The 5,924-nt window shown below is 51.4% G+C and carries 5 protein-coding genes and 1 tRNA gene; 3 read left to right on the plus strand and 3 right to left on the minus strand.

All coding sequences use genetic code 11. From position 1 onward, the window contains the following. Window positions 1-56: 56 nt before the first annotated feature. The 3 genes from B2310_RS04875 to B2310_RS04885 form a co-directional block, all read right to left on the minus strand. Complete coding sequence (locus B2310_RS04875) at window positions 57-980, minus strand: sugar phosphate nucleotidyltransferase (RefSeq protein WP_290724476.1); 924 nt, start codon at window positions 978-980, stop codon at window positions 57-59. 519 nt (window positions 981-1,499) lie between these two features. Then, window positions 1,500-1,769, minus strand: coding sequence for a hypothetical protein (locus B2310_RS04880; protein WP_290729098.1), 270 nt, complete (start codon window positions 1,767-1,769; stop codon window positions 1,500-1,502). Window positions 1,770-2,018: 249 nt separating this feature from the next. After that, window positions 2,019-2,091, minus strand: a tRNA-Lys gene (locus B2310_RS04885). An 87-nt stretch (window positions 2,092-2,178) separates the two neighbouring features. Here B2310_RS04885 and B2310_RS04890 point away from each other — a divergent pair. The 3 genes from B2310_RS04890 to B2310_RS04900 all read left to right on the plus strand — a co-directional run. Beyond that, the gene (locus B2310_RS04890; protein ID WP_290729100.1) at window positions 2,179-3,087 is read left to right on the plus strand and encodes a tyrosine recombinase; all 909 of its coding nucleotides are present in this window, start codon (window positions 2,179-2,181) and stop codon (window positions 3,085-3,087) included. Window positions 3,088-3,181: 94 nt separating this feature from the next. Next, window positions 3,182-4,822, plus strand: a complete 1,641-nt coding sequence (locus B2310_RS04895; RefSeq protein ID WP_290729102.1) for a hypothetical protein — start codon at window positions 3,182-3,184, stop codon at window positions 4,820-4,822. A gap of 128 nt (window positions 4,823-4,950) precedes the next feature. After that, the coding region (locus B2310_RS04900) for an endo-1,4-beta-xylanase (protein WP_290729104.1) at window positions 4,951-5,924 on the plus strand (974 nt) is incomplete at its 3' end.

The raw sequence follows: 5,924 nt of genomic DNA on the forward strand, positions 1-5,924 counted from the left end.
TCCAACTTTCGGGGTTCACATCAAAGCCGGGGCTTTTGTTCCAAAAATTTGCCGTTTTACTTGTGGACGACCGTGTTCTTGACCACTCCGTTCGAAATCTTCACGCCGTTCCAGACGATAGCATCGCGGATTTCGACTCCCGAAAGCTCACAGCCCTCGCCGATGGCGACAAACGGACCAATCTTGCAGCCGTGAATCTTCGCACCCTTACCGATAAAGCAGGGCGGAATGATTTCGACACCAGGAGCGGCCATTTCCTTGGAATTGTCGTTCCTCTTGAGGATATGCGCATTCGTATCGAGCAAGGTTTCGACAAGGCCACAGTCGAGCCAGCGCGAAACGGGGGCAGTCCTGAACTTGCAGCCCTGCTCGATCATCATTTCGAGCGCATCCGTGAGCTGGAATTCGTTCTTGGTGCGTATATCGTTGTCCATCAAGTACTTGAGCGCATCCTTCAGGGCCTTCACGTCCTTGATGTAGTAGATGCCGACAATCGCCTCGTCGCTCACGAATTCCTGCGGTTTTTCGACTAGACGGTCAATCAGGCCGTTCTCGCCCACCACCGCGACACCGAAACGCTTGGGGTCTTCGACCTTGTAGGTGTAGAGGATGTTTTCCTGAGCGCCGTTCAAGATGGAGAGGTCAGCCTCGAAAAGCGTGTCGCCCAAGATAATCAGGAGCGGCTCATCGTCGTTTACGTAAGGAAGCGCAAGGCTAATCGCCTCGCCCAGGCCCTGCGGATTTGACTGGAGCACCGTGCGGACGTTCCCCCATTCGGGTTTAGTCTTTAGGTATTCGTCCATCTTTTCGGCCTTGTAGCCCGTAATAAAGATGGTTTCGGAAGGTTTAAGGCATGAAGCATCCTCGACAATCCAGTCGATGATGGTCTTACCAGCAAGCGGCAAAAGGCACTTGGGGCGGTCTTCCGTGTAGGGACGAAGGCGGAGTCCATTACCAGCAACAGGCAAAACTATTTTCATAAAAAAATCCTTCCTTAATTGTAACCCTTCTCAAACATACTAGCGAGCAAAGATAGTAATTTGTAGTAAATTTGTCCACAAGAGAACACATTTACTATCCATTGTATGACAAACACACCAAAAAAATGCAAAAAAGTGTGATTTCGCCGGCACAAATTCCTTTTTTTCGTCCAAAAAAAGGAATTACAACATGGAACGCCGTGTTTATTTCTGACTATATCTTGGCGGGGCGATTTCGGCAAGGTTCGTGCGGAGGAACCTAATACCCTCGGGGGAAGCGGTTGCCGCAACAGCAGCGGCGTCCGTGGCCCTAGGCCCACCATTATTGAGCCAGTTCTTGCATAAGTTCGCCGTAGAAGCCACTGCGAACAGGTCGGGTTCGTTTCCTTGTTGGCTTCGGAGTGGCAGAAACCAAAACCGACACGCCGTTCACCGACGATGGAGTCCAGCGGGAAGCCCCCCCCGTTGCCATAGTCATAGTCAACCAGGAAATACCCCGGCTTGTCCGAGACAGGCAGGCTAAGCCGAATACCACTGGTGGAAGTTGGAATTGTCGCAGAGGTCATTTGCCTTCTGGATAAAGACACCATCATACATATCTAAACAGCCATCGGGCGTCGGAGCGAACACAAGATTCTTTTGAACCATCCCCGGAGTGTAGTAGACCGGATTGGACCAATCTCCCTTGGCTCCCGTTTTGGAACGGAAATTTCCACAAGTATAATGATAAGGAACGAGGTCGGCATGCCGGTAGGCATCATAATGGAGATAACCCTTCTCAAGAATCATGTCGCCACAACTGGTACTCCCGCCCTTGGTACAATAGTTTCCGTCGCCCGTGCTTACGTATTCCTCGGAGAAATTCTCAAAGTCGGGTGTTCTATCAAGCCCAAGGCAACACAAAAAACGACCTTGCAATTCTTTTTATTCATCATGGCTTAATATAAAATCTACAACATTTTGTAGCATCCCCCCTATATTCTGCTTATTTACCCAAAAAAAAAAATGAAAAACCTCTCCGCTGGGGAGAGGTTTTCGTGGATGATGCAGGGGTCGAACCTGCGACCCGCTGATTAAGAGTCAGCTGCTCTACCAACTGAGCTAATCATCCATAGTCGCTTAGGACGGGGTCAATTATAGAAAAGAAAAAAAGGGCTGTCAAGGGGATTTTTTAGAAAAAAAAGCTAAATTCCACTACATGAGCCTCAATTCGAACCGCGTAGATGCCTACCTGGCGTTTTTGGGGGTGGAACGGAACCTTTCTCCGGCCACCATCCAGAGCTATCAGGAGGATTTGCGGCATTTTGTAGGCTGGCTCGACGAAATCGGACTCGATCTGAAGGAACTGACCCCCGAAAAGCTGGACGAATTCCTGACGCTCACCGCCGGGCAGGTGGAATACTCCCCCACGTCCATCGCGAGGCATTTTTCGAGCCTGCGCGGGTTCCTCAAGTACATGCAGAAGGAGGGCGAGTACGACTACAGCACCGAATCGATGCTCGAACGCCCGAAACTCGGGCACTACCTCCCCCAGTACCTCACCCGCGAGGAGGTCGACAGCGTGTTCGAGAGTGCGGCAAACGGCAAGAACCCGCTGAGGGACACCGCGCTTTTCGAACTCATGTACAGCGCGGGGCTACGCATCTCGGAAACGCTCGGAATCAAGCTTTCGCAGTTGGATCTCGATAACGAGTGGCTCACCCCCATCGGGAAGGGCAACAAGCAGCGTCTGGTGCCCCTCGGGAGCAAGGCGAAGGAAAACCTGCGGGCTTGGATCGAAGAAGGCCGCCCCCTCACCCACCCGACTACGGACAACGTTATATTGAATTCCCGCGGCAAGCCCATGACCCGCATGGGAGCCTGGAAAATCGTGCAACAGCACACGGCCCACCTGACCAAGCAGGTCTCGCCGCACACCTTCCGGCACAGCTTTGCTACCCACTGCCTGGAGGCGGGTATGGACCTGCGCGTTCTGCAGGAACTGCTAGGCCACGCCGACATCAGCACCACGCAAATCTATACGCACATCGACAAGGAATTCATCAAGCAGGAACACCGGCTGTTCCACCCGCGCGAGATTGAAGAACGGACTGGCACCCCAAAATAGGGGGTTATATAGTCAAAGTCCCCAAGAAACCGCCATAGACTTCCGGCCAAAAAACTATACTTAGCCTTGTATGGGAAAAACAAAGGAGTCTTATATGGGAAAAACTTTTTTCTCTTTTTTCCTTGTGGCTGCTGTCGGAGCCGCAATAACACTTAGCGCCTGCGGCGACGACGATTCCTCCGGCCGTAAGATCATCACCGAAGTCAATTCGATTTACGAACTCGGAACTTGCGGTGAAAGCAACCAAGGCGACACCGTGTATGCCAAGGAGCAGGAGACGGAGTATTTCTGCGACGATAGCAAGTGGCATCGCGTCGAAATCGCAGACACGTCTAGTTCGTCGAGCAGCGTAAAGAAGAGTTCTTCATCGTCGGCAAAAGGCAAGAGCAGTTCGTCGTCCGCTTCGGAGGAAGACCTCAAGAACTTCGCTAAGCTATGCGAAGCTTCGGGTGGCAAGGAAAAGGACGGTATCTGTGTCTGCAGTGAAGAAATCTGCGATGTCGGTTCTGTCTGCAACACCATGACCAAGAAATGCGCGAACCCCATCAGCACAGCCGAAAGCGAATGCGACGACAGCTACAAGAACTCCTGCTCCAACAGCCCCATGGGCATCGGCATTGTCAAGGAATGCATAAAAGGAATCGTCGTGAACCGCTCGTGCGGCACAGTCTCTTGTAACGAAGAGGGCACGGACTGTGGCGAATGCCTCGACGACGTGCAGACCTGTACCGAGGACAAGAAGTTCAAGGCGACGGTCACCCGCTGCGAAAAGGGCAAGAAAATAACTGAAAGTTGTGACGGGAAATCCTGCGACCCGCGCGACAACGGTTGCGGCGAGTGCACGAACTACGAACACACATGCACCAACGATGACGAAGGAAAGGGAACCGTCTACGAGTGTGTTGCAGGCGAAGCCAAGAAGGCCGTTTCCATATGCGGCAACAAGTCGTGCCGTGCCGACAAGGCTATCTGTGGCGAATGTCTTAACGGCGAACTGAGGTGCGACAACGACATCAACAACAACGCCATCATGTACAGGTGCGTCGACGGGCAATGGGAAAGGCTCCATAACAAGTTCGACCCGCTCGACAAGGAGTATTACCAATGCCCCGTCGCTTGTAGAGAAGGCACCGATCCACAGAAGATGGAGAACGAATGCGACACGGATCAATGTTCGAATTGTGATCCCTGCTGGGGTGAGCCAATGGGCGGAGCGCCTTCCAATCCAAACCCCTGCTACAACGAGGAACGTTGCAAACAAATTCTCAAGGACGAAGACCCCGACTACCCGCCGTTCAGGAGTTTCGAGACGAAACAGAAATGGAAGGACCTGATTCCTAGTAAAAAGATGACAGCGAAAGAAGTTCACGGCTACAACTGGACGAATCACAAACCAGTCTCCGCTCCTGAAGAACGCGTGGAAGATTTTGAATTCGACCTTACTAACGAGACGCGCCGCGTATCGTGCAACGCCCTGGGAACCTACTTCGGCTTATGCCACAACACCCTCCAGACCTGCATCAACAATGTTTACCATGGTGAGGGATTTATGGTGGTCTGCGCTAGCGGCGAACTTGTTGACGCTGATGGCAACAACGACGGTATTGCTTGCGAATGCGAAAAAACAGCTAACAACGCCAACGGATGTTGCTACACCAGAAGCGCCTGCTTCAAGCAGACCAACTGGTCGAGAGACCGCTGCGCTAAGCCCTCGGGCAACGAAAACGACGATTAATTTCATCGACATTTCAAGCAGAAAGGAACCGCAAGGTTCCTTTTTGCATATTGACGTATTATCCACGACAAACAGCGCAACCCTGGGAATTTATCCCTAAAGGGAATATATGTTTATAATGGATAGCTATGACTTCTAGAATTTTAAAAATTGCGCCTGTGGCCCTTTTGTGCGTGGCCGTGAGTAGCGTTTTCGCCCTTGGCCTTGCCGACGGTGCGGCAAAGTTCCTCGGCAGTACAACTGTCGAAGGGCCTGTCCCTTCTGACTTCGGGACTTATTGGAATCAGATTACCCCAGAAAGGCAATGCACTTGGCGAACCGTCGAACAAACTCGCGGCACCTTCGATTTTTCCGAATGCGACATCCCCTACAACTGGGCAAAAGAGAACAAGGCTACATTCAAATTTCATGCCCTATTATGGGCTTCGGGAAACCCTTCTTGGCTTAGAGACCTTAGTGCGGACGAAACAAAAGAAGCCATTACCGCGTGGTTCGATGCCGTTGCGGAGCGTTATCCGGATCTAGAATACATCAACGTGGTCAGTGAAGCCAGGCGAATCCATTCACAAATAGGCAGCAACAACAAAATTATCGAAGCCCTTGGCGGCGACAACGAAGACTATAAATTCATAACCACCGCATTCAAGATGGCCCGCGAACGCTGGCCCCAAGCAATCCTCATTTACAACGACTACAACACAATCCAGTGGGAAAGAAATGAAGGGATCGACCTAATCAATACGATCAAGAACAACGGGGCCCCAGTTGACGCCTACGGACTTGAAGGCAACGATTTGATTGTGATGGGAACCGGCCCCATGAAATGCTACAATCCAGACTTGCTCAAGAACGCCCTTCAGGAGATTTACGAGAAAACAGAAACGCCTCTACTCATTTCTGAATACAACATCAGCAATGAAATAGACAGTATTCAAAAAAACTGCTTCGCGGAACATATTCCTGTTTTCATGGAAACCGAATATGTAGTAGGAGTCACCCTATGGGGCTATCTCTATGGGCAATCCTTAATGCAATGCATCACAAACCCAGGGATTAACTGTTGCGGCCTCATCAGGGATGGTGAAGACCGCCCGGCAATGAC

This window comes from Fibrobacter sp. UBA3629, from assembly GCF_002374005.1.
Taxonomy (GTDB): Bacteria; Fibrobacterota; Fibrobacteria; order Fibrobacterales; family Fibrobacteraceae; genus Fibrobacter.